This is a genomic window from Mycoplasma sp. 2704 (assembly GCF_034863285.1).
Lineage (GTDB): Bacteria > Bacillota_I > Bacilli_A > Mycoplasmatales > Metamycoplasmataceae > Mycoplasmopsis.
Window position 1 is genome coordinate 1 of the sequence record NZ_JAYFFD010000003.1, and the last position, 22,367, is coordinate 22,367.

Consider the following 22,367-nt stretch of genomic DNA (forward strand, 5'->3'; position numbering starts at 1 on the left):
CCCAGTGTGACGGTTCAGTCTCTCAACCCCGTTAAACATCATAGCCTTGGTAGGCCATTACCCTACCAACCAGCTAATGTTACGCACCCCAATCCTTTAGTGAAGCTTTAAGGCTCCTTTTATATATAGAACATGCGTTCGATATAAGTATCCGGTATTAGCGATAATTTCTCATCGTTATCCCAATCTAAAGGGCATGTTAAGTACGTGTTACTCACCCATTCGCCGCTAAGTTCAAAGAACTTCGCTCGACATGCATGTATTAGGCACACAGCCAGCGTTCATCCTGAGCCAGGATCAAACTCTCGAAAAAAATTGACTTGTCATGTCTTGTATATATCTAGTTTTCAAAGAACTTCTTTGCTATCAAAAGCAAGAATATTATAACACTATTTTTTTTATTCAAAGTTTTTTTAAAAATTTTTTTCGAATTTTTTATTTGAACTTTTGATTAAAAAAATACTATCCAAATCATAGTTTAATGGACAGTATTAAAGTTTTTGTTATTTGTATATTTTTGAAATATCAGCAAACATTGAAGTTTCTTCATTGTATTTTCTTCTATTATTAGTGTCTAATAATTTATTATATGTTTTCTCTGTTATTAATTTATCATCATATAAAACTTTTAAATAGTATGCAATAACTTCGTCTGAAAAGAAATATTCATAATCATTATATAAAGAAATGATGTCTTTAATTTCATCATAAATAGTCTTTCTTAATGATTCGGGATATTTCATCTCTTTTGAATGTTCAGCGAATTCTTCTCTATCAACAATTTGCAATTCTTTATCTGGATAACATTTTATGTCTAAATCATAATCAATAAATTTAAGCGTGTCATCTTCAAAAATTGGACGTGATGCAAGGTTTATATAATAATAAGAACCACTTTCCTTTAAAAGAACAATTGCATTGTACATTGAATCTTTCGGAATAAATCAAATTGCATTTTCTTTATATCTTCACCCATTTACATCTCTTTCATATTCAGCCACTTTAGTGTTTTTTAAAAATAAAACAATATGTCTCTTATTATGAAAAATTACTTTTACAGAATTTCATTGTCTATAAAGATGACCATTATGTTTATAAGCTTGAACATTAATCATTTGTCCAACTTTTAATTTAGAAAAATCTCATAGCATAAATCCCTTTCTGTTTGCTTGTAAATATCTTAACTATCTAAATAATTTATGAAAATCTAATTTAACTTTATTATCTGTAGTTTTTATTATATTGTAAACATTTTCGTTTTTTGTTGATCTTGCCGTTGTTACTCATCTATTTTCAGGAAGTGTTATTTCTTTTTCTAATAAAATTTCATTTTCTTCAGCAATATTATTGTTATTCAAATCTTTTCATAAATAAATAACTGAATTATTACTTGGTTTTGTAATGAAATCTTCCGAAATATATGGAATAAATAAAGCGTTTGTATATTCATTTAATGAATTTGGATAAATTCTATTATTTAATTGCTCTTCTCTTTGCTGAGCTTGTTCTGATGTTAATGAATTTGATAACAATGCACCTTTATCAAAAGTTTTGTGACCAAAAAAATTGAATGTATCTAAGTATTTAATTTTTGATGTTGCAGTAACTTGATTATTATCTGGATTAACGAAGACAAACCCTGTGTACTCATTTGAATCTAAGTAACCACTTAATTTGATTTTATGTTGATTTGCTTCATTATTTTCAATTTGTGAATGCTCTGAATCAATTCATTTTCATCCACTATTATCATAATATAGTTGTGAAATAGTTTTTCCATAACCCATTGTATCTAAAAATAATTTGTAAAAATCAACTGATTTATCTTGTTTTATTTTCTGAAGATTTAAATATTCAGTTTTGGTTCTATATCCTACTTGAGGTTGATATTCAGATAAAGCAAAAGGTGTTGTTGGCAGAAGAATTGAAGATTGATTTTTATAAGTTCTTGTTCTGTTTGAATTTTCTTGAATTGTTAAATCACCTTGTATGTATCATCCTTGTCTATATTGTGAATCAAAATTATTCAAGAAAACTTTACTCATATCATCTGCTAAAGATGTTGGTGAAATTGTGTAAGTTGTGGCTGAAGATGTTTTATCAATATGAGCATAGCTAAAATAACTCATTGTAAAGATATCTTGACCTTTATTTCTTGAATCTTCTATAGCAGGACCAATTGGATTTGGTAAATTTATATTAAAGTAAGGTTCAAAACCATATTTTAAATATTCTCTAGGAACTAATTCAGTCAATGAATAATAGTAGCGAATATTATTTGATGAAAGACCGAACTTTGTATCAGGTGAATAATACAATTTTGAATGTTCTTTTAATTTTCTATTAAGTTCAATTACATCAGGATTGCTTGGTTTTCCGTTTGAAAGATCTCAAATATCTTTTGGACTAAAAACATTATGAATAAAACTGTTTTTTTTGTTATTATCTGCTCTTAATATTTCTCAAGTTTCATCAGAGATTTTTGATTTTGAAGTTACATCATAGTTTGATAAATATTGAAATGAATCAACAAACGATTTATTTCAATATTGAATGTAAAGATGATTATGCTGATCTTTAATTGTTGCTCCAGGTGAATAATAAATAATTGATGGGTTAACTAAATGTGAATCATCATTTTCAAAACTATAATATTTTGCAAGTACATCTTTTTTAAATGCAATTTCTGCATATGAGTTTGCTCAATGGTGCATATATTCGTGGAATGTTGTTTGCATCATATAAGCAATAATTTCATAAAGGCTCATTCCTGATTCACAAAAAAAGAAACCATTAATAAAAATATTTTTAATATTTGGAATATATAAACCGTTTGCAGTATTATCTATTACACTAAAATTATTTATATTTATAGCTTCAAGATCAAAAACTTCAGTACTGAATGGAATTTTTCTTTTAAATTCATGAGCATATAAAACTAAACCTTCAGGACCTAATAAATATCTACGTTCACTTTTGTCTTCACTAACATAATATGCATAGTCTCTAAAGGTCACATTTGTGTATGGATCTATGTATTCAAAATAGCAGGATCCATTAGTTTCTTCATATTCATGCACATTATTTTTTTCAGTTTCAAATCTATTTAATAATTGACTAACTTCATCATTACTTTTTGATGAAGTTTTCATAAATTCTTTATCGTTAATTGAGACTACATTAGAAGCTGCAATTGTAGGATGTGTGTAATTTGTAAATCTTAATTTAACTTTATTAACTTGTTTTTTATCACCATTTCCGGAAGATTTAAAAATATCTAGAAAACTGCATGAATTAGTCACAAGTGTTCCTAGACCTAAAATTGAACCAGTTAAAAACAATAAAGATTTACGTAATTTAGTCATGTTTAAATCATACACTTTTTATCTTCAAATATGATAAGAAGTGTTGTAATTATTTTTTTCATAAATGTGAAAAATTTACTAGAAAATATTAAATTTTTGATAACTAGACCTCAAAAAGTTATAGAATAAAAGTGTAAGAAATCGGAGGTGCTTATGTACAAATACAAAGCAAAATTAGTAGCTAGTGGTGAAGTTATTGCACAAGCTAACACAATTGACGAATTAGAAGGTCAAATTAAAGGATTTCGCCGTGGTCAAAAACACGGATTACACACCAAGGGAAATGAAAAAATTGAAATATTCCATATAGAAAGAAACAATTTGGAAGGTAAATCACATTCTAAAGAAGTTTCAGTTAAAGTTGTTTAATTTATTAAATAGAATTTATATATTAGTTTTATAGATATGTGCCACCAATTTTTGGTGGTTTTTGTTTAAAAAACTCTAATTGCTATATAATAAAAAGAAAATTATAAGGAGTTAAAATGTCAAAACCTAGATTAGAAGATAATTTTTATGAATACGTTAATTATGAATGATTAAATACTGCTACAATTCCATCAGATAGATCATCAATGTCAGCATTTGGTGAATTAGATATCAAATTAGAAAAATTGCTTAAAGACTTAACAGTTCAGTGAGCTAATGGTCAAAAAGAATTACCTAATGATCCTATGATGAAGCAGTATGTTGAATTTTACAAAATGATTATTGATAAAGATAAGAGAAAAGAAATCGGAATAAAACCGGCTAAAGATTTTCTTAAAAATATTGAAGAATTAAAATCATTTGAACAACTTGCTTCAAATTTTGATTACTTTAATAATAGATATGTATCTTTACCTTTATCTTTTGGTGTTGGGGAAGATTTTAAAAATAATAAATTACAAGTTTTATGACTTGATGAATTTAGCTTAATTTTGCCATCAAAAGAAACATATGAAAATGAACAAGAAGCAAATAGATTAATGACTGTATGAATTAATATGGTTTTTGATTTATTACAAAAATACGGATTTGATGAAAGAAAATCAAATGATTTAATTAATAAAGCTATTGCTTTTGATTTAAAAATTAAAGATTATGTTCTTTCAGATGTTCAAAAGGCTGATTATGTTTCATTATACAACCCTAAAAAAATTTCATGATATACCGATAAAAGTTCAATTTTTAATATACCAAACATTGCAGAGCAATTAGTAGGCCAAAAAGTTGAAATGATGCCTTGTTCAAACGTTAAATTTATTGAAAACTTAAACAATATTTTCAATAGCGAAACATTCGAAGAATATAAAGCCTTATTCTTTATTAAAAACTTAATTTTTGCTGCCTCATATTTAGATGAAGAAACAAGAATTAAAGCAACAGAATTTAAAAACGCAATTTACTCAATCCAAAAACCAAGAGATTTAGAAATGTTCGCTTATGATTTAGCTACTAAATATTTCAAAGAACCATTAGGTATGTACTATGCAAAACATTTCTTTGGAGAGAAAGCTAAAAAAGATGTAGAACATATGGTTGCTAATATGATTGAAGTCTATAAGAAAAACTTGGAAGAAAACACATGATTATCAAAAGAAACAATTAAGAAAGCAATTACTAAATTGAACAAATTAGGTGTCATGGTTGGATACCCAGAAATCATCAGACCATTTTACAAAGATTTTGTTGTTAAGACATATGAGCAAGGTTCAAATATTTTAGAAAATGTTTTATTCTTTGAATCAATTAAGACTCAATATAACTTATCGCAATACAATCAATTAAAGAATGATAAGTATTGATCAATGTCTCCAGCAGAAATTAATGCTTACTTTAATCCATTTGCAAATCACATTGTTTTCCCTGCTGCAATTTTACAAGCTCCTTATTATGATATTAATCAATCTTCATCTGCAAATTATGGAGGAATTGGAGCAGTTATTGCTCACGAAATCTCACATGCATTTGACAACAACGGTTCACAATTTGATGAAAATGGAAGCTTAAACAACTGATGAACTGATGAAGATAGAGTGAAATTTGACGAAAAAATTGCCGCTGTTATTAAGTTATATGATGGTAAGGAAACTAAATATGGAAAAGTTAATGGAAAACTAACAGTTTCTGAAAATATTGCTGATATCGGTGGAGTTTCATGTGCCTTTGAAGCTGCTAAACTTGAAAATGACTTTAATCCAAAAAACTTCTTCGAAAACTGAGCTAGAGTTTGAAGAATGATTATCACAGAAGGAAGCGCAAAAAGAAGATTGGAATCTGATGTTCACTCACCTTCAGAAATACGTGGAAATGTTGTTTTATTAAACAATCCGGATTTCACAAAAACTTATAACTTAAATGAAAACGATCAAATGTTTTTACCTGAAGAAGAACAAATCAAAATTTGATAGATAACTAAATTGAAAAATATAAACCTCAATATAACGAACACATTTTTTAGTGATAGTTATATTGAGGTTTTTCATAATTATTTTAATAATTTTAGTTTGATATTTACTCTCCTAAAATTGTATATGCATTATTAGCACGATATATTTCATAGTCTCCTCCATTAAATGGCTCAAGACTCTCGGGATTATCTATAGAAAATGAATAACTTTATCAACTATTTTAATTTTTTTAACTATTCTTATAACTAATTACCTAATAGTTCAAATTTGAGAAAAATTACTAAATTAATGAGGTGATTATGAAAAAAATTTTAGTCTGCTTAATAATTTTTATGAAGTTAATGTTTTGTTGCAGTTTTTTTACTGCTTCATGCAAGAATGATAACCATCAATTAAAAAAAGAAATCAATAATAAAAACCATAATACAAATTCTTGTAAATTAACAAATAGTTTATTGAATCAGAAATATTTAAGTAATTTTTCCCCATTATTAATTAATAATAAAATTTTGCTTCGTTCAGGAAAAATGAATTGAGAAAGTATCAAACTTGATAAAAATAATCAAATTAATCTTAATATTCAGCATGAAGATATGATGGATAATGTATTTAAAGTTTCATTTCATAACTATAACCCTCATAACAGGATAAACTCACAATCTAAATATATGATTCATTCAGGTACTATCAGTTTATTTGATTATCATCTTGATGATAATGGTGAAATTGAAAAATTGTATTTCGTAACAAATGCTCATGTTCTAAATAACTTTGTAAAGAATAATTCTGATGGTTCAATATTTTCAAATATTATCAATGATAACCAATTATTAAATGATGAAAGTAACCTTATAACTTCTCAAGTTCAAATTTCAAAGTTGGGATTTGATACGAATAAAAACCAAGAAATTAAACAAATTTTCAGCTTTAATCCTAGTGATTTTAAAATTGTATATTTAGCATTAGATTTTTTAAAGTCAAGTCCTAAAAATTACATCCATAATATGGATAATGTTGAAGAAATGATTGACTTTGGTATACTGGAATTAGATTTGAAAAATATTCATAATAAAAGTAATTCAATTTTTGAATACTCTAAAAATGAAAATTTAGTCAGTTGTCAAAATATGACGTTTAATGAATGATTAGGTAAATTTATTAATATCAATAAAATTAACACCATATCATCAGATAATATTTTGGAAAATCATGAATTTTACTCAATAGGTTACCACGATAAGGAAAATGAGTTTACTTTTAATAATTCAAATAATTTAAATCACTCAGAGCAATTTCATTTTTTAGAAAACTATCCTGGTTTTGTTGATATTTTGCTTAACTTTAGATACATAAGTCATTTAAATAATTTTAAGTATGTAAATAAATCTGTTTCCAAAGCAAATAAATTTGTTAATTATGGTTTAGGATTCGTAATAAATGATTATCAACCATATTATGGTTCATCAGGATCTCCGGTTGTTAATCAAAATAATCAATTACTTGGTTTAATGTTTGCTACATATGATGTTGATTTTAAAAATAAAGCATCAATATCTTGTTTATTAAGATCTCCTGAATTAGATTATTCAGAGAACTTCGGTTTGTACAACATAGAACCATATGATTTAATTTATGGAGGATATCAAAATCAAAAATCATCATATAAAGATGCAATTAGAAATTTATATGGAGATAACTATAAAACTTGATTAATAAAATAACCAGGCATTAACCTGGCTAAATAAATTATTTGTCAATATTTGTTTTTAAAACTGATAAGAAAGCCTCTTGTGGAACTTCAATAGAACCAAGTTTTTTCATACGTTTCTTACCTTCTTTTTGCTTCTTGAGTAATTTTTGTCTTCTTGTTACATCCCCACCATAAAGTTTTGCAGTAACATCTTTTCTATAAGCTTTAATTGTTTCTCTTGCAATAATTTTTCCACCAATTGTGGCCTGCACAGGTACTTCGAAGTTTTGTCTAGGTATTGCATCCTTGAGTTTTACACATAACTCTCTTGCTGCTTCATATGCTTTTTCTCTATGTGTAATTATTGAGAATGCATCAACTTTATCTCCATTTAATAAGATATCTACTTTCACTAAATCTGAAGGTCTATATCCAATTCACTCATATTCAAATGATGCATAACCTTTTGTGGTAGATTTTAATCTATCAAAGAAATCAAAAACAGTTTCAGCTAATGGTAATTCATAAATTATTCTAGTTCTTCTAGAGTCAACTGTCTCTAAAGTTTTATAAATACCTCTTTTATTTTGACAAAGTTCCATAACATTACCAATATATTCATTTGGTACAAAAATACTTGCTTCAACATATGGTTCTTCGATTTGTTCTATAAATGTTCTATCAGGAAACAATGTAGGGTTAGAAATGTATTCAATTTCTCCTTTTGTAGTAGTTACTTTATACTCAACACTTGGACTTGTTGCAATAATTCCAACCTTATATTCTCTATCAAGTCTCTCTTGAAGAATTTCCATATGCAACATTCCTAAGAAACCAACTCTAAATCCAAATCCTAATGCTTTTGATGTTTCTTGTTCTCATGTGATTGATGAGTCTGATAATGAAATTTTTTCTAAACTTTCCTTAAGATCCATGTAATCTTTTGTGTCGATTGGGTAAAAACCGGTAAACACAACAGGTTTCATTTTTTTGTAACCTGGAAGAGCTTGTTTTGTTGGATTAGAAATTAAAGTGATTGTATCCCCGACGTTAACTTCTTTTGCATCTCTAATTGCTGCTGAAACTCATCCAACTTCTCCTGCAACTAATTCATCTTTTTTGGTTTCATTTGGATTTTTAATACCTAAGTCAATAACATGATACTCGTTTCCTGCATCGTGTCTTGACATAAATTTAAACTTATCTCCTGTTTTAAGCTTACCTTCGAATACTCTGATAAACATAACAACTCCACGATATGGATCAAAGTAACTATCGAAAATCAATGCTTTTAAAGGTTTATTATCATCTGCATTTTTAGGTGCTGGGATATATTCAACAATCGCATCAAGCAATTGATGAACACCTTGACCTGTTTTTGCAGACACCAAAATAGCATTATCAGTCGGTATACCGATAACTTCTTCTATTTCTTTTTTAACACCTTCAACATCAGCACTTGGTAGATCGATTTTATTTATAACAGGTAAGATTTCTAAATTATTTTCAATTGCTAAATAAACATTAGCTAAAGTTTGAGCTTCAATACCTTGTGTTGCATCCACAAGCAATAAAGCTCCCTCAGAAGCTGCAAGTGATCTAGAAACTTCATAATTAAAATCAACGTGTCCCGGTGTATCAATTAAATGAAAAATATAGTCTTTATACTTGATTTGAACTGCATTTAGTTTAATTGTAATACCACGTTCCTTTTCAAGATCCATTGAATCTAAAAATTGAGCAGTTAACTCTCTTGTGTCTACTGTATTTGTGTATTCTAAAATACGATCAGCTAAAGTACTCTTACCGTGATCTATGTGAGCTATTATTGAGAAATTACGAATTTTACTTTTTTCCATAGTTCTTTAAATTATAGATGAAAATTTTTTTCATTTTTTGAATTTTTATCTTATAATAATACTAGTGCTTTATCCTTGAACATGATTCGGATAAAGAATGTGATGTCCATGAAACATCCTTCTTGTGTTAAATTATTAAACACCTGTCACTAAATAATTTTATGTAAAACACATAATCATTATTATGTCTTACATAACTTCGCCACAGCATTCTTGCTGTGGTTTTTATTTCAGAATTCACTGAATAAAGAGTGTAACCAGAGAAAAAATCCTTAATTTTTCACAAAATGTGAAAAAAATAAGAAAAAATTACATATTTATTACATAATATTTGAAAAATGTGCTTAAATTTAAGTAGATAAATTAATTTTCAGGAGATGATTATTATGAAAAAATTAAAAACTTTACTTATGAGTATTGCTGGATTATCAGCTATTGTGGCGCCAGCCGTGGCAGTGTCATGTAAAGATACTAAAAAACCAGAACAACCTGGTAGCCCTAACACAGGTTCACCTGTACATGCTGACGCAGAAATTGCTGAATTAGATAAAATTGGTGAAAGATTAGTGGCTAAAGGAGCTGAATTATTCACATTCTTACCAGAAAAAAGACAAGATATTATTAAAAAATTAACAACAGGTGAAGAAAGAAAAAGACAATTATTCTTCTCTAACTATGATGGTCAATTAGCAACAGGTGTTGGTAGAGATTACAATGTTACACAACCTTCAACAGAAATTAAGGCTATTAATGCTGAAAAAGGAATTCAATACATTAAAAGTGGTTACATGATTGCTAATGATGTAAAACCTGAATACGTAAACAAACAAGGTGTTCAAGGGGCAAGCGGATGACTTAACACAGTTTACAATGAATCACAAGGCACAGTTACAATTAAATTCAAAGTTGTTAAATTTGTTAATGATGCAACACCGGTTAAGACTTCTTCAAAAGCATTCGAAGTTACATTAAATCTTCCAGCTCAATAATTTTTACATATATTTTATACAACACTAAATCAATTATATTAGTGTTGTTTTTTATGCTTTTGCAAAAAGAAAAACACTCATTTCCTGTTCTTAATAGAACTAAAAACAAGTGTTTACTTAATTGTGATAAAAAGGAAAATCTATTCACTAAGTAATTTTTCTTCATCACTAATAATTGATAATGCTTCTTGCAATATTTGTTTTTCATCTTTATCATTTGTGTCTATGACATAGTACTTAAGGTTATATTTTGAAGCTATCTCTTTAAAGATTTTTAAATAGTTAGAATGTAAATTTTTAAAATATTCGTAATTAGAATCAAAATTCTTCACTTCTGATTCTCTATTTCTTGCAAACAATCTTTTCTTAAATGTTTCAAAATCTACATCCAAGAAAATTGCAAAATGTGGCATTTCATCTTCAGTTACTAACTTTTCAAACATAGCATCATAAGCCTGTAAATATTTTTCACTTTTTGCCGATAATATCAACTTAGCAAAAATATAATGTTCTAATGCAAATCTATCAACAAAAATGTGATCTCTTTTAATATTTGAATTTGATTGATTGTATTCATCTAATAATTTTGCAAACTTATCTGAATGATTTTCGGCTATATAAGATTGAAAACTAATTGTTAAATTTGATTTATTTTCATACAATCAATTTAAGAAAGTGTTGAAAACATCATCAGATTCTTCAAACTCTCTTAATATTTTTGAAGTAGGAAACTCTTTTTGTAAGTTTTTAACTAACGAACTTTTTCCTGCAGCAATCATTCCACTTATACCTATAACCATAAATACCTCACTTTAATAAATTTGGATAAAAAATCAACTCGATTAATTTAATGAGTTGAATTTACTTAAAATTATTATTACTATTTAACTAAATCTACATCATATAATGTATTAACTAATTTACACATTTTGTTAAGGGTTTTAAACTCTTGTTTAAACTCTTCTAACTGCATAAACTTTTCATAATCTAATCTTGTAGATCATCTTTCTAAAACAATTACTACTCCCTCAGGATCGACAGAATATTCGAATGATAAGTTTTCTTCTTTCATTCTTGTTTTTTTAGTTAATATAAATAAATAATCAATAAATCCTTTTAACTTTTCTGGATTTATTACATATCTTGATGCTTTGGCAAAAATCAAAATCGCCTCCTTAATAAGATCAAGTTATTTTTTTAAACGAGCAAAGAGCATATACTCATTCCCTTGATTAATATTATCAAATTTTTGATAATCTTCTATTAAATCAATAGAAAAACTATCAAAACCTAATGCGGTTGCTACTTCTTTTGTTTTATCTTTTAATACAACTGATAAATAAGTTGAAACTGCATAAATACCATTTAGAAGTCTTGCTAAAATTTGTTCTAATCTTGGTAAATCTTCTTTTAATTTTCAAGGTTCTGTTAAATCAACATATTTATTTAGGTCGCTTGATAAATTAATAGCAACTTTTAATGCTTTGTCAATTTCTAAATTGTCAAAGTGTTTTTTGTACTCGAAGATAGAATTTCTAATTTTTAAGTCTATGTCCAAGTCATTTTCATCTTTTGATGACTTGTATTTTAAAGGACCTGAAAAACTATTTGATTTCATTTTTAAAGTTCTTGAAACTAAGTTTCCATAATTATTAATTAATTCAGAGTTAATCACATCAATAAATCTATCTTCATCTCAAACACCATCTTCTCCTAATGTGATTTGTGATGTTAAATAGTATTTAATCATTTCTTTATCGTATTTAGCTAATAAATCATATGGATCAACTACATTATTTTTTGATTTTGACATTTTTCCTGTCGGTGTAACTAATCAACCGTGCGCTTGAATTCTTGTAGGTTGTTTTAAGTTAAGTGCTTTAAGGAAAATAGGTCAATAAATCATATGGAATCTTGCTATTTCCTTACCAATTAAGTGAACAACTTCTGAGTCTTTGCTTGCTCAAAATTTCATAAACTCATCTGGTTGTTGCTTGTTTTTTACATCATACCCTAAAGCAGTTATATAGTTGCATAATGCATCTAATCAAACATAAAGTGTATGTGTTTGGTCTTCATCGATTTTGATACCTCATTCAATGTTAGTTCTTGTAACTGATAAATCTTCTAGCCCTTTAAGTAAGAAATTATTTTTCATCTCATTGATGATTTTGTTAGGTGCTAAAAATTCTTGATTACCATCAATATACTCAACTAATCATTTTGCAAACTCATTCATTTTGAAGAAATATGAATCTTCTGAAACTAAAATTAGCTTGTGACCACTTGTCGGATGATAATATCCATCTTCTTTTTTAACTGCTTGTGTTTCTGTTAAAAACTCTTCATCTGAAACTGAGTATAAACCATTGTATTGCCCTTTATAAATAAAACCTTTTTCTAAGAAATAAGAGAAAATGTGTTTTACTGAATCTTTATGGAATTGTGATGATGTCCTTGAAAAGAAATCATATTCTATTCCAAAATCAACTCACATTTGTTTATATTTACCAACTAAATTATCAACAAATTCTTGTGGATTTACATTTTGCTCAGCAGCTTTTTGTTGAATTTTTAAACCGTGTTCATCACTACCTGTAAGCATTTTAACTTCATAACCAAGTAGTTTTTTATAGTTAGCTAAAACTCAAGCAACTGTAGTTGTATATAAGTGTCCGATGTGTAAATTTCCACTTGCATAATAAATAGGTGTTGTTATATAACTTGTTTTTTTATTCATCTTCTCCTCCACTTTTATAGGTCTATAAAGTTTTTTAATTTCAGGTAAATAATCGTGATTATTTTTATCGCTATTATCATGAAGATATAAGTTAGGTAAGAAATGAACACCTCAACCTGTCTGATATCTTGCTTCAAGTAAAATAAATTTGGGTTTATCGTCTATTCTAGGATAAATAAGTTGAACTCTTTTTGGCTCAAATTTATATTTTCTTAATAATTCAAAAGCATCAACCATTCTTTCAACGGGTAATACTAGTGATAAAAATCCTTTTTGTTCTATTATTTTAGAACAACCTAAAATTAATTGTTCTAAATTTAAATGAATTTCGTGTGTTGCAATTAGTTTTTCTTGCGAAATGTTATTTTTAACTTTTGTTTTATCATAAGGATAAAAAGGTGGATTACAGAAAATAATTTGATATTTCTTTTGTGCATTCTTTGTGTGCTGTTTGTAAAAATCATTAAAGTCTTGGTTAATAATATGAATTTGATTTTCCATATTATTAAGCTTCACATTTTCTTTTGCTAACTCTGCTGCTTTTTTTTGAATTTCAATCGCATCAATTTTTAATTTGTCATATCTAGAAGCAACAAAAATTGATAAAGCACCATTATTAGCACCGATTTCAAGTGCTCTAGTGGTTTTTTTATTTAAATAAATAAAATTACCAAGCATAATGGTATCAACTGAATAATTAAACATATCTTTATCTTGTTTAACTACTAATCCAGCATCAAAACCTAATGAATTTTCCTCTAAATTTCTATTTTTATTTTTCATTTTTATCCTTTAATAAATATTTTTAATTATATTAAATAAGTTATATAAAAGATAACTTTTCATTATAAAAGCGCATAGCTCTTTATTAGCTTTGCGCTATTGTTTTATTTTTGAAAATTTTTTCTTAATTTTGAAAAATTTTGCTTATTTTTAGAAGCTCTTTCAGCTTCTTCTTTTTGCTTTTTAGCTAATCAAGCTTCGTATAAATCAGCTAATACACAAGTAACTTTACCTTCGACTAAATCAACTTCTGTAACAATTACATCTACAAAATCACCAATTGTAAATTTTCTATCTTTAGAAATCAATTTAGTTAAGTTTTCATTAGCTTCATATTCTCCATCAATCAATGTTGACTTATGAACTAGACCACTAGCTTTAAAATCAAATTCAACAAAGAAACCAAAGTTAAGCACACTTAAAATTTGAGCTCTAAATGGTGAACCGATTTTATTTTTTAAGAATTCAGCAAACTTAAGATCATTAACATTTCTTTCAATTTGAACTGCTTTTTGTTCTGATTTAGTATTTAAAACACCAAATACAGGTAAGTTTAATCTGAACTCTTCAAGTTTTTCAGTTTGTTTATTAATAATAAAATCTCTAATTATTCTATGAATGATTAAATCTGGGTATCTTCTAATCGGACTTGTAAAATGGCAATAATATTCACTTGCTAATCCAAAGTGTCCAATGTTTACATCTGAATAAATTGCTTTTTGCATTGAACGCAAGAACATTAATTTAATAAAATCATCATCTCTTTCAGCTTTAACTTTATTAACAAAATCTGCAAATATTTTAGGGGTAATTGAGTTTGCTTTAAGTTTTGATGCGTCTATTGAAACTGCTGCTAAAGAGTTTTGTAGTAATTGAATTTTATCTTCATCCGGCGCTTCATGAACACGATATAAAACCGGTAACTTAGCGTCAAAAAGATATTTAGCAACTGTTTCATTTGCTCTAACCATAAAGTCTTCAATTAAAACTTCGCTAAATCCACGTTTATTAATCACGATTTGTTCAACTCTACCATATTGATCAAGTTTAATTTTAGGTTCATCAATATCAAAATCAACATATCCTTCTTTAATCTTGTAATCGTGAATAATTAAACTTAATTCTTTAGCTACATTAAGCATTTGTTTTAATTTAACTACATTTTCTTGGTTTGGATGATCCTCATTAATTTCGCCTGTATTGTAGTATTTGTCAACTTGTTTGTATGTTAATCTAAATTTACTTTCAATAATACCTTGTGAAATATCTGCTCTAACTGTATTTCCATTTTTATCAATTTCCATTTCGCAAGCTAAAACAAATCTTTTTACATTTGGATTAAGCGAACAAATTCCATTTGATAATTCAACAGGTAACATCGGAATAACTCTGTCAACTAAATAAATACTCGTCCCTCTGCTTAAGGCTTCTTGGTTAATGAATGAACCTTCTTTGACATAGTGAGAAACATCAGCTATATAAACTCCAAGGAAATAATTTCCATTATCTAACTTTTTAACTGTGATTGCATCATCGAAATCTTTTGTATCATCACCGTCGATTGTTACAATCATTTCGTTTGTAAAATCACGTCTATTTGTTTGGTCTTCATTATCAATTGTTTCAGGAATTAATTTAATTTCATCTTCAGTATTTTCAGGGAAAGCTGATGGAACTTTAATTTGTTCTAAGTATGATTTAACAAAAACCATTGGGTCAGCTTCGTTTGTAATAACTCTTTCAACACTTATTGTTATGAATTTATCTTCGTAAGCTAAAACTTTAGCTAAAACTAAGTCATTTAATTTGTTTGGAACACTTGAAGGAATTAATTTAAATTTAACACTTTTAAATCTAGCATCAATAGGCGCAAATGATTTAACACCATTTTTTTCTTTTATAAATCCAACAAAACTTTCATTGTTTCTTTGAATAATCTGTGTAACTACACCATCTTTTAATTCTTCATCACCTTTTTGAAGTTTATAAACATTAACCTTAACTTCATCACCACTAATAGCTCCATTAAAATTAAAAGTTTTTACATAAACACTTTTTTTAGTTCCTTCTTCTTCGTTGATGTCATAATCAACAAATCCAAAGTTACCTTTTGTAGCAACTTTTAAAATTCCTGCAACTGTTTCTTCCAGTTCTGGTGAATAATATTCATCATTATTATTTCTAAAAACTAAATATTCAGATTGCAAATCTGAAATAGCTTTAGTCAAGTCTTTGTTATTTCTCAATGAAACTTTAAAATGTTTTGCAATGTCTAAAAATGACCTTGACTTATATTTTCTAATGTAATTTAATATTTCTTGTTTTTGCATACTTTTATTTTTTCAGTACTATTCTTAAAACAACTGAAGCAATAATTAAAATTGCTCCTAAAACTATCATTGAGTATTTTAAGAATTTCTTAACTCCTCTTTCTTTTGAATTTTTAAATAACTCCAAGTCTCCTGAACCAACTAATGCTCCTGAAAAACCATTTGAATCAGGTGACATTAATAATGAAACGAAGACAATTAGAATTCCAACCATTACCAATATAACTGTTAAAAATGTTGACATTATTACTCCTAATATTTACTTATTTAATATAAGTTAGATTAATATTTTAAATAATACCACAATATCTGTTTTTTGTGCTTTACTGATATAACTATATGCTAGATAAAAATGATTTTTTAATAATAAAAATAATAAAGTTTAATAAAATTAAAATAATTATGAAAAAACTAGTTAAAAAATTCTTATTAACAATGCCGGTTGGAATATCTGCTGCATTACCAATTGTTGCGCTTTCTTGCAACAATCAACAAAAAGAGGATCAAAATTTAAAATCGTTTAAAGGTGACTACTTAAAAACAGCTAATGTTTTATTTAACAATATTGTTAATACAGCTCAAAAATGATTAAATATCATTGAAAATGATTCTGCAGCTAATGAAAGATTAAATAATTTCTTTAGTCAAAATGAAAATGCTAAAAATACGGTTATTTATGTTTTAAAATCAGATCCAGAATCATTTAAAAACAACATTGTCAACTCAAACTTAAAACAAATTGAACAAATTATTAATGGTGAAATTCAAAATACTTATAAATATTTTAATGAAGTTTCAAGAATCACATGAGCTATAAATCCACAGTTTCTTAACGGTATTCTTTCTACATTTATTAGATTCATGCCTGAAAGTGAAGAAATTCAACAATCAATGAAATCTGACTTTAGTAAGTTAGTTGGATACTTATTTTATTCAAATGGTAAAGCTGAAATCATTAAAAATTACATTCTAATGAACGAGAGTGAAAATAGAGCTAATAAAATTAAATCATTGACAAAAGATGCTACACTTAAAAATTCAGTTGATCAATATTTATTATCAAATCAAAATGTTATTGCTGAGTATAAAAAATTAAACGATGCACAAAACTATGCATATGATTCAATCACTTCATTATCTGAAGAGAAAATCAGAGAAATGTCTGATGAATATTTAAAATTCCAAAAACAATTTATGAGTTTTAGAGAGCAATTTAATGTTCCATATCTTGAATTAACACAACCAGAAAGTTCGCTAAATAAACAATTTCACTCATTAATTGTTCCTAACTTTGCAAAAATGCCAAATATGAACGAAATTGGTAAACCTATTCTTGATGAAAATGGTAAGGAGACTTACAAAAACCAAGCAACAACATATGATAGTTTATTAGAGAAATACAAAAAAAACGAAGAAATTAAAGCTCTTATTGAAAAAATCAAAGCTAAAAACTTAAAAGAAAAAGTAACAATTGAAAATCCAAGTGTATTAAATGATCTTACAAATGGAAAAATGTTACCTTTATCAATTTCATTCACAACTAACTGAAATCAATCTTTCAAATTTGGTTCTGTAATTTACTCAAAAAACAAGCAAACAAATTCATTTGATAAATTAAATCTTGAAGAAAAAATTACACAAGGTTCAAAATTAGTTTCATCAATGATTAATGACTGAAATGCAGATCATATTTTAAAATTATCACTACCTATTGAAATTATTAATTATTGAGGAGTTTTCAACCCTAATGAAGCTAACACAAAGATAAATAAACAATCAAGCGATGAAAATATTAGTGAATTAACAAAACTAACTGACTATATTTCATTGGGATTTAACTCAGTTCAACCAATTGAATATAAGATTAAAGAAGAAACTAAAGACAACAACAAATACAATTTATTGCAAATTGGAGTTGTTAGAAATTCATTATTAGGTGGAAGACATTACAAAGATTTATGAGACACATTCTTCTTAACTCCATCATATGAATACTTAATTGATAAAAATGCTGTTAAACTTTCTGAGCAAGGAGTTAATCTTAATGCTTCATTTGACTTATATATAACATTGAGTGATGAAATTTACGAAAACCAAATTAAACCATTAATTATTGACCAAATGTCTGATGAAGAACTTGCGAAAGTATCTGAATTAAAAGCTAAAATCTCAGCACTTGAAGATAAAGAAATCACAATAACAGATGATGATAAGGAAATGATTTCTAAATTTGGTTATATGTATAGATTTAAAGATGTAACTGATGAAACATATCCAACTCAAGCTATTCCTGTTGATCAAATTCCATCTACACTACCTCAAAAATACTTAATTGATGCAATTGATAATTACATTAATGTATCAACAAAAGGTTCAGAATACATTTCTTCTTTAGAAAGTGAAATCTCAAATTACACATCTAGAATTGATACATACAAAAAAGAAGTAATTGCGCCTGCTGAAGAAAAACTTGCTGCGTCTCAAGATGAAGAAGAAAAGCAAAAGTTAAGAGAACAAATCGAGCTTTTCAAAGCTGAAGTAGATAAATTAGAAGGACAAAAAGAAGAAGCGACAGCAAGATTAGATGCTGCTAAAGCAGAAAAAGAAAAATGAAATATTTTTGAAAACAATAAAGTTGAATACTTCAAAAACAAATTAACTGAATTAAATGATCCGAAAATTGCTAACCCTAATAAAAATGCTGAGAGTGATCCTGAACAAATTTCAGATCCTGAAAAATCAATTAAATATAATAAAGAAGAGCTTGAAAAAGTTTATACAGCTTATGAAACAAGAAGAGCTCAAGAATTCAATAAATTAGTTATTGGATTCACATTTAAAGTAATTGATTAATTATGAAAACAAATTACATTTATAAAACTCTTTTAGAAAGAAATGCAAATTTGAATCTATTATCAAATGACGAATTTGAAAAACGTGTTCAAATAATTCTTTCTAGCCCACAATTAATTAACACATTTGACTGAATGGAACAAACTAATGGTGAACCAACATTAGTTTCAATGTTTGATAACATTTATCTTGTAGATTTATCAACTCAGTCACCTAATAGAAGATCACTGTGCTATGATAGAACTGCGCTAATTAACAGAAAGAAGTTTGTGCCTGAAAATGATGCTTTAAGTCTTGCACATAGTTATTTTAGTGAACTGCTGACTGAGCAAGACTATAGATTTTTAAATACAATCAAACCACTAGATACTAAGACATCTTCGTGAATTCACACACCTAAAGAAATTCGAGATAAAGGTGGTGCGATATTTTGCGACAATAGATATGGTGCAGTATTTGTCTACCATAATAGTGCTGATTCATATTATTCTTTTAGAGGTTTTAGAGTTAAAGTTAAAATCATTTAACCTATGCACATAGATACAAAAGTAAGATATTTAATTTGATATCTTGCTTTTTCTTTTAAATTAGTTACTAAAAAAGATAAAGAAAAAGCTACCTAAAAGGTAGCTAGTTAATGATTTATTAGAATTTATCTTGTGGTAAGTAAATTGAACCATCAATACTTTTAATATCTGAAATAGAGATAAATGCATCTTTGTCAACTTTACGAACATCTTTAATAATACGTAACACATGTCTGAATAATGCAACTGATGTAATAACATCAATATCTTTTCCTTCGTATCCACCTGTAGCTCTGAAAATTGTCATACCTGTAACAATTTTCTTGTCACTTGTGATAATTTCTTTAACTTTAGCAGCATTCTTTGTAAAGATTTGAACTCTAACAAGTTTAAATTTAGGGAATAATTTATCTAATACACCGATATAAACAACATTTACTAAGAATGTAGCGATGAAGTTAGGTGAGAAGTAAAGTTCAGCGTGTCATACTTTTGCTTTCAATGCTTCTGCTTGTCTTGTGAATTCAATTACTTGTGAATCTGATAATCCCATTTTAGTTTTATTATCAGCAACTAATGAAGGATCAACTTTTGATAAAAGAATTGAACCTGGTAATCAAGACCCAACTAAAACAGCGACAATCATAATTGCTATGTTCATATATCCACTAATTGAACCGAATGATTTTTGTTTTGCGTTTGCGTATCATTCTCCGATAACACCTGTAACACCAGCTGTTCCTCCAATAATTTGGATAATAGCAAATACGTAAGCTAATAATACTCCATAAACAATTGCATAAAGCATTAATGCTAACACGCTACCTGATGAGTATGAGTCTCATAATAATGGAACTAATCCTGAAAGTGATTGGTAAGCTTTAGGTAAAGCGGCTTTAACAGCTTTGTTTGAGAAGTCCCCGATAATATATGTTGAACCAGCACCTGGGATCATTCCGATTCCGAATGAAACCAATGATGAAACAACTAAGAATAAAATTGTTAAGTTTGTAAATAATTTTCCGACTTTCTTATAACCGAAAATGAAAATAGGAATACTTAAAATAACATAAGCAACTCAGAAGACGAACTGGTCAATTAAGTTAAGCACTGTTCCATCAACTTGTCCAGCTATAGAAACTACTAAAATCTTTGCTCCAGCTTGTCCAAAAGCAGCTAAACCAAAGTTGTAAATACCAACATTTTTAACAAAGAATACACCAATGATACCGAAGATAACTGCTGTAATGTTTGTTATTAAAATAATTTTTCAAAGTGGCATTTGTTGGTAGAAGTAATTTAATTTAAGACCAAAGTTAGACATTCTTGTTCTTTTGTATAAAGTGTTCTCTTTTTTAATGTGCACTTTTTCTAAGTTTTCAACTGTGTCTTGTCATTTAGAAGAATTTTGGTCTTTATGACTATTTGACTTTTTAAAAAGCATTTTGCTCCTTTCTTTAAAATTAAAAAATATGTTACCTATCAACAAGATAACTAAATTACTATTCTTATTCTATCACTTTTGCAAATAAAGCAAAATTTTAAAAATAGTAAATAAAAAACCACATATTTTTAATATGTGGAGATTGGTCGCTTAAACGAAATGGTAGACCGTACAGGGTTCGAACCTGCGACCCACTGGTTAAGAGCCAGTTGCTCTACCGGCTGAGCTAACGATCCACTAATATTATAAAACTTTTTCAGAGTGATTTGATAGTCTCTAATTTAAATAATCTAATAAATTAAAATTAACTTTTACAGTAGTGCTCTAGGTTTAAAAGTTGAATTCAATTTCTCTAAATTAAAAATAAATAAAAAATTCCATACATTAATTTGTGTATGGAATAAATTTATATTAAGCGTTAGCTTGTTCTTCTCTTCATCTAGCTACTTCAGCAGCACAATCATCAATAACTTGTTCAACTAAATCAAGTGAGTCAATAATAGCACCTGAGGCTCTTTCGTGTCCTCCACCACCTCATTTAACGGCAACATTTCTAACAATTGGTCCATTTGATCTAAATTCAACTCTAACTTTTCCGTTTTCTTCTTCTGTGAATTGAACTCACATTGGGAATCCATCGATGTTAGCAATTGAATTTACTCTAATTGATTGTTGTGGTGTTTTACCAAATTCATTTGTTGTTTTTAAATCATTTTGAATGTAAGCTACACCATCTCTTGTTTTTAATGTTGTCATTAATCAAGCGCTGTATTTTAAGTCATCTAATGTAACTTTAGCTAAATTTGAGTGGATAAAGTCTTGTTGTAATCCTGCTTCATATAATTTAGCAGCTAAATTTAATGTTCTAGCTGTAGTGTTATTGAATAAGAATCTTCCTGAGTCAGTGTTGATTCCTAAATATAAGAAGTTAGCAGCTTTTTGTGTGATTTTTCAGTTGTTTACAACCGCGATTTCTGTAATCATTTCATCAGCTGCAATATATGATGAATCAACTCATCTAATGCAATTTTCGCCTAAATCATCATCATTTGGGTGGTGGTCAATTCTAATAACTTGAGCAAATAAGTCTTTGTCTAAAACTTCTCTATATTCAATTCTGTCTTTGAAGTTTGCATCTACAACAACTCCTAAAGCAGTTTTTAAAAATTCATCTGATGGAATTTCATCCATTTTGATATCTAAGAATGAGAAAGAACCTTTTGAATCACCTATTGCATAAACTTTTTTATTTGGAAAGTTTGTTTCAAGTAATTCTTTTAATCCAAATTGTGAACCTAAACAGTCTCCATCTGGACGAATGTGGTGAAAAATAACAATGTTATCGTATTTTTCTAATTGTTCAGTAACTAATTTTAAATTACCAATAACCATAA

16 protein-coding genes, 1 tRNA gene and 1 rRNA gene are annotated in these 22,367 nt (G+C 27.5%); 6 read left to right on the plus strand and 12 right to left on the minus strand.

Going from position 1 to position 22,367, the window contains the following annotated elements:
* The 3 genes from VBM90_RS01370 to VBM90_RS01380 all read right to left on the minus strand — a co-directional run.
* Positions 1-313 (minus strand): 16S ribosomal RNA (locus tag VBM90_RS01370); the annotation flags it as partial.
* Positions 314-503: 190 nt separating this feature from the next.
* The gene (locus VBM90_RS01375; RefSeq protein WP_257089504.1) at positions 504-1,151 is read right to left on the minus strand and encodes a DUF402 domain-containing protein; all 648 of its coding nucleotides are present in this window, start codon (positions 1,149-1,151) and stop codon (positions 504-506) included.
* Positions 1,152-1,184: 33 nt separating this feature from the next.
* Positions 1,185-3,365, minus strand: coding sequence for an MYPU_1760 family metalloprotease (locus VBM90_RS01380; RefSeq protein WP_323176597.1), 2,181 nt, complete (start codon positions 3,363-3,365; stop codon positions 1,185-1,187).
* Between the two features lie 153 nt (positions 3,366-3,518).
* On the opposite strand from VBM90_RS01380, the gene VBM90_RS01385 reads away from it, so the two are divergent.
* The 3 genes from VBM90_RS01385 (at position 3,519) to VBM90_RS01395 (ending at position 7,479) form a co-directional block, all read left to right on the plus strand.
* The gene (locus VBM90_RS01385) at positions 3,519-3,734 is read left to right on the plus strand and encodes an MAG6790 family protein (protein ID WP_257089500.1); all 216 of its coding nucleotides are present in this window, start codon (positions 3,519-3,521) and stop codon (positions 3,732-3,734) included.
* 116 nt (positions 3,735-3,850) lie between these two features.
* Positions 3,851-5,758 (plus strand): M13 family metallopeptidase, encoded by a 1,908-nt coding sequence (locus VBM90_RS01390; RefSeq protein WP_323176598.1) that lies wholly within the window; start codon positions 3,851-3,853, stop codon positions 5,756-5,758.
* Between the two features lie 527 nt (positions 5,759-6,285).
* Positions 6,286-7,479: an MIP family Ig-specific serine endopeptidase gene (locus tag VBM90_RS01395; protein ID WP_323176599.1), complete on the plus strand. Its 1,194-nt coding sequence runs from the start codon at positions 6,286-6,288 to the stop codon at positions 7,477-7,479.
* Between the two features lie 25 nt (positions 7,480-7,504).
* Here VBM90_RS01395 and lepA read toward each other — a convergent pair whose 3' ends face one another.
* A complete protein-coding gene (gene lepA / locus VBM90_RS01400; RefSeq protein WP_257089491.1) occupies positions 7,505-9,307 on the minus strand; it encodes a translation elongation factor 4 in 1,803 nt (600 codons plus the stop codon).
* 386 nt (positions 9,308-9,693) lie between these two features.
* On the opposite strand from lepA, the gene VBM90_RS01405 reads away from it, so the two are divergent.
* Positions 9,694-10,296 carry a variable surface lipoprotein gene (locus VBM90_RS01405; RefSeq protein WP_257089489.1) on the plus strand — a complete coding sequence of 201 codons (603 nt, stop codon included), beginning with the start codon at positions 9,694-9,696 and terminating at the stop codon, positions 10,294-10,296.
* A 140-nt stretch (positions 10,297-10,436) separates the two neighbouring features.
* On the opposite strand, the gene VBM90_RS01410 is transcribed toward VBM90_RS01405, so the two are convergent.
* The 5 genes from VBM90_RS01410 to secG form a co-directional block, all read right to left on the minus strand.
* Entirely contained in the window at positions 10,437-11,096 is a 660-nt protein-coding gene (locus VBM90_RS01410; protein WP_257089487.1) for a deoxynucleoside kinase, read from the minus strand.
* Positions 11,097-11,176: 80 nt separating this feature from the next.
* A complete protein-coding gene (locus tag VBM90_RS01415; RefSeq protein WP_257089485.1) occupies positions 11,177-11,461 on the minus strand; it encodes a putative quinol monooxygenase in 285 nt (94 codons plus the stop codon).
* Positions 11,462-11,485: 24 nt separating this feature from the next.
* On the minus strand, positions 11,486-13,819 hold the full coding sequence (metG, locus tag VBM90_RS01420; RefSeq protein ID WP_323176600.1) for a methionine--tRNA ligase: 2,334 nt from the start codon (positions 13,817-13,819) through the stop codon (positions 11,486-11,488).
* A gap of 104 nt (positions 13,820-13,923) precedes the next feature.
* A complete protein-coding gene (rnr, locus tag VBM90_RS01425) occupies positions 13,924-16,149 on the minus strand; it encodes a ribonuclease R (protein ID WP_323176601.1) in 2,226 nt (741 codons plus the stop codon).
* Positions 16,150-16,153: 4 nt separating this feature from the next.
* Positions 16,154-16,393, minus strand: a complete 240-nt coding sequence (gene secG / locus VBM90_RS01430; RefSeq protein ID WP_257089479.1) for a preprotein translocase subunit SecG — start codon at positions 16,391-16,393, stop codon at positions 16,154-16,156.
* A 158-nt stretch (positions 16,394-16,551) separates the two neighbouring features.
* On the opposite strand from secG, the gene VBM90_RS01435 reads away from it, so the two are divergent.
* Both VBM90_RS01435 and VBM90_RS01440 read left to right on the plus strand, forming a co-directional pair.
* Positions 16,552-19,002: a hypothetical protein gene (locus VBM90_RS01435; protein WP_323176602.1), complete on the plus strand. Its 2,451-nt coding sequence runs from the start codon at positions 16,552-16,554 to the stop codon at positions 19,000-19,002.
* A 2-nt stretch (positions 19,003-19,004) separates the two neighbouring features.
* Entirely contained in the window at positions 19,005-19,529 is a 525-nt protein-coding gene (locus tag VBM90_RS01440) for a DUF4256 domain-containing protein (protein WP_323176603.1), read from the plus strand.
* 118 nt (positions 19,530-19,647) lie between these two features.
* On the opposite strand, the gene VBM90_RS01445 is transcribed toward VBM90_RS01440, so the two are convergent.
* The 3 genes from VBM90_RS01445 to VBM90_RS01455 all read right to left on the minus strand — a co-directional run bounded on the left by VBM90_RS01445 (position 19,648) and on the right by VBM90_RS01455 (position 22,365).
* Positions 19,648-20,973, minus strand: a complete 1,326-nt coding sequence (locus VBM90_RS01445; RefSeq protein WP_323176604.1) for a DUF2179 domain-containing protein — start codon at positions 20,971-20,973, stop codon at positions 19,648-19,650.
* 160 nt (positions 20,974-21,133) lie between these two features.
* A tRNA-Lys gene (locus VBM90_RS01450) sits at positions 21,134-21,209 on the minus strand.
* A 175-nt stretch (positions 21,210-21,384) separates the two neighbouring features.
* Positions 21,385-22,365 (minus strand): bifunctional oligoribonuclease/PAP phosphatase NrnA, encoded by a 981-nt coding sequence (locus VBM90_RS01455; RefSeq protein WP_323176605.1) that lies wholly within the window; start codon positions 22,363-22,365, stop codon positions 21,385-21,387.
* Between the last annotated feature and the right edge of the window lie 2 nt (positions 22,366-22,367).